General features: G+C 56.1%; 3 protein-coding genes and 1 pseudogene. All 4 read left to right on the top strand.

All coding sequences use genetic code 11. The annotated features are described in order from the left end of the window. A pseudogene (locus ACIPZE_RS28795) lies at positions 1–174 on the top strand (ketol-acid reductoisomerase); the annotation flags it as partial. 147 nt (positions 175–321) lie between these two features. Next, the gene (gene pssA, locus ACIPZE_RS28790) at positions 322–1,179 is read left to right on the top strand and encodes a CDP-diacylglycerol--serine O-phosphatidyltransferase (protein WP_016983477.1); all 858 of its coding nucleotides are present in this window, start codon (positions 322–324) and stop codon (positions 1,177–1,179) included. A gap of 63 nt (positions 1,180–1,242) precedes the next feature. Further along, entirely contained in the window at positions 1,243–2,256 is a 1,014-nt protein-coding gene (gene msrP / locus ACIPZE_RS28785; RefSeq protein ID WP_400776814.1) for a protein-methionine-sulfoxide reductase catalytic subunit MsrP, read from the top strand. After that, positions 2,256–2,879, top strand: a complete 624-nt coding sequence (msrQ, locus tag ACIPZE_RS28780) for a protein-methionine-sulfoxide reductase heme-binding subunit MsrQ (protein ID WP_129395522.1) — start codon at positions 2,256–2,258, stop codon at positions 2,877–2,879. Before msrP ends, msrQ begins: the two co-directional genes overlap by 1 nt. The last annotated feature ends 117 nt before the right edge of the window (positions 2,880–2,996 follow it).

Below are 2,996 nucleotides of genomic sequence, written 5' to 3'. Positions count from 1 at the left end.
CAGGACGGCGAATACGCCAAAATGTTCATCAGCGAAGGCGCAACCGGCTACCCTTCGATGACCGCCAAGCGTCGTAACAACGCCGCTCACGGTATCGAAATCATCGGCGAGCAACTGCGCTCCATGATGCCGTGGATCGGTGCCAACAAGATCGTCGACAAAGCCAAAAACTAAGTCGTCATTCTTGTAGGGAAAACGCGGCCTCGGCCGCGTTTTTTCGTTTGAGCTGGTGGTTCTGGTATAAAGCTGCAGCGTTTGTGGCCGAACTGTCGTCCTCAGGCACCTGTCGAAATTTCTCCAAACCGTTGCAAGGTAATGTCCATGAGCGAACGTCCCGAAGAGCCGAACAAGGCTTCTGACGCCGAAAGCCTGCTGCCCATCGATGAACACATCGAAGAAGGGCACGACGCAGAAGGTCGTAAAGTCCGGCATCGTGGTATCTATCTGCTGCCGAATCTGTTCACCACTGCGAACCTGTTCGCAGGGTTTTATTCCATCATCAACTCGATGAGCGCCCAGGCTGCCCTGAGTGCTGGCGACTCGGCGAACGCGAGCAAGTATTTCGCGTTTGCCGCGATCGCGATTTTCGTCGCCATGGTGCTCGACGGCCTCGACGGTCGTGTGGCGCGCATGACCAATACGCAGAGTGCCTTCGGCGCCGAGTACGATTCCCTGTCTGACATGGTCGCGTTCGGTGTTGCGCCGGCGTTGCTGGCGTTCGGTTGGGCATTGGGCGATATGGGCAAGGTCGGCTGGATGGTCGCCTTCATCTATGTGGCGGGGGCGGCGTTGCGTCTGGCGCGCTTCAACACACAGGTGGGCACGGCTGATAAACGCTACTTCATCGGTCTGGCCAGTCCGGCGGCTGCCGGTGTGGTCGCGGGTATTGTCTGGGCGTTCAGCGATTACGGCATTCAGGGTTCGAAGATGTCGTTTCTGGTCGCACTGATGGTCGCGGCTGCCGGCATGCTGATGGTCAGCAACATCAAGTACAACAGCTTCAAAGAGCTGGACTTGAAGGGCCGCGTACCGTTCGTAGCGATTCTCGCCGTTGTGCTGGTGTTTGCCGTGGTGTTCAGTGACCCACCGCGCATTCTGCTGTTGGTGTTCCTCGCCTACGCAGCTTCCGGTCCGGTGCAGTACCTGTTGCATCTTCGTCGGCACAAAAAAGCCGAGTGATGTAATTTCACGCATACTCCGCAGTCTATGGGTGCATCTGTCCTCCAAAGCTGCGGAGTTGTCATGCTGATCAAAATCCCCAAAGCGTCTGACTGCCATGAGTCGGATGTCACGCCTGAAAATATCTATCTCTCTCGCCGCCAATTGTTGGGGGCTACTGCTGCCGGTATTGCCGTCAGTAGCCTGCCGCGCTGGGCCAGTGCCGAGGATGCCGCCCGATACGCCGATGTCGAGCCCGGCAAAGCGCCTGCCTGGTTTGACGAGAAGCTGTCGTCTACCCAGTGGGGGGCGGTCAATGTCAAGGATGAGGCGATCACGCCTTATAAAGATGCAACCCACTACAACAACTTCTATGAGTTCGGTACCGACAAGGGTGATCCGGCGGCGAATGCTGGTTCGCTGAAAACTGAACCGTGGAGTGTGGTGGTAGACGGGGAGGTGGATAAGCCAGGGCGATATGCGCTGGAAGACTTTATTAAACCGTATCAGCTGGAAGAGCGTATCTATCGCCTGCGCTGTGTAGAAGCGTGGTCGATGGTCATTCCGTGGATCGGCTTTCCAATCTCGGCGCTGCTCAAGCAAGTTGGGCCGAACGCCAATGCAAAGTACATCCGCTTTGAGACTCTGCAGGATCCCAAAACCATGCCGGGGCAGCGCTCTGGGTTCGCCTTGATCGACTGGCCCTATGTAGAAGGCTTGCGTGTGGATGAGGCGATGAATCCGTTGGCGATTCTGGCGGTGGGTATGTATGGCCGCGAGTTGCCGAATCAGAACGGTGCGCCGCTGCGTTTGGTAGTGCCTTGGAAGTATGGCTTCAAGAGCGTCAAATCCATCGTGCGTATCAGTCTGGTCAGCGAGCAGCCGAAAACCACTTGGCAGAGCATCGCGGCGGATGAGTATGGGTTTTACGCGAATGTGAATCCAACGGTTGATCACCCACGCTGGACGCAGGCGCGGGAGCGACGGTTGCCGAACAGCCTGTTCAAACCGAACGTACGCGATACGCAGATGTTCAATGGTTACTCGGATGAAGTCGCTTCTTTATATACAGGGCTCGATCTGCGGAAGAACTACTGATGCGGTATCCGTTCTGGCGTATAGGCGTTTTCATCGCGGCGGCAATCTGGCCGATGCTCTGGCTGTATCAGGCGCTTGAGGATTTGCTTGGGCCCGATCCCGGCAAAGTGTTGGTGGATCGGCTGGGCTTGGGAACATTGGTGTTGTTGTTGATTACCCTGAGCATGACGCCTATGCAGAAGCTGACCGGGTGGGCGGGGTGGATTGCCGTACGCCGGCAGTTGGGGCTTTGGTGTTTCGCCTATGTGGTGCTGCACCTGTGCAGCTATATGGCGTTTATCCTTGGTTTCGATTGGTCGCAGTTGGCAGTCGAGTTGCGCAAGCGGCCATACATAATAGTAGGGGCGTTGGGTTTTCTTGGCTTGTTGGCGTTGGCGGTGACGTCCAATCGCTACAGTCAGCGTCGGTTGGGCTCGCGCTGGAAGAAGCTGCATCGCCTGGCGTACGTGATTCTGGGTTTGGGTTTGCTGCATATGCTTTGGATTGTGCGTGCCGATCTTGAAGAATGGGCAATCTATGCCTTTATAGGTGCGGTGCTTCTGCTACTGCGTATTCCGCCAGTGACGCGGCGTATCCCGCGTTTGCTGACCAAAAAGCCGGTTTTGCAAGAAAAGCGAAATTAACGGTTGACGGCAGATTCTGGACGTCTATAATTCGCCCCACTTCCGGCGCAGTCGAAACGGAAAACTCCTTGAGATTCAATGAGTTATGCAGGTTTCGGCAGTAAGTGCTTCAGTTCA

The sequence above is a fragment of the Pseudomonas sp. NPDC089741 genome (assembly GCF_044748825.1).
In the GTDB taxonomy this organism is placed as follows: domain Bacteria; phylum Pseudomonadota; class Gammaproteobacteria; order Pseudomonadales; family Pseudomonadaceae; genus Aquipseudomonas; species Aquipseudomonas helmanticensis.
This window is presented reverse-complemented; position numbering and strand designations above follow the sequence as displayed.

Coding starts and splice junctions, on each gene's coding strand:
- pssA (WP_016983477.1), top strand. CDS start 322: ATGAGCGAACGTCCCGAAGAGCCGAACAAGGCTTCTGACGCCGAAAGC.
- msrP (WP_400776814.1), top strand. CDS start 1,243: ATGCTGATCAAAATCCCCAAAGCGTCTGACTGCCATGAGTCGGATGTC.
- msrQ (WP_129395522.1), top strand. CDS start 2,256: ATGCGGTATCCGTTCTGGCGTATAGGCGTTTTCATCGCGGCGGCAATC.